The sequence below is a fragment of the Pseudomonas sp. SDT291_1_S447 genome, from assembly GCF_054070155.1.
The window spans coordinates 1-235 of sequence record NZ_JBSVXS010000391.1 but is presented as its reverse complement, the minus strand read 5'-3'; the positions used below and the strand labels follow the sequence as shown (position 1 = coordinate 235).

The 235-nt window shown below is 60.4% G+C and carries 1 protein-coding gene; it reads right to left on the bottom strand.

Annotated elements, in window-relative coordinates:
- Positions 1–235 (bottom strand): HAD family hydrolase (locus tag ACW9IR_RS30045; RefSeq protein ID WP_457466236.1); only part of this gene is annotated, 235 nt, incomplete at both ends.

Sequence of the window (235 nt, the reverse complement as noted above, 5' to 3'; positions counted from 1 at the left end):
TTGCAACGCTTCTTGAAACAATCGCGCATCCGGTTTGGCGATGCCGATGTCTTCAGCGCGCAAGGCAAAGTGGAAGTAGTCCGCCAGGCCCACGCGTTGCACGTCGGCGTTACCGTTGGTAATCACGCCCAGCAGGAAGTGCTGGCGCAACGCCCGGAGCATGGGCTCCGCTTCAGGGAAGGGCGTGAGTTGGTGCCGCGCGTGAATGAACGCTTCGAAGCACACATCCGCCATT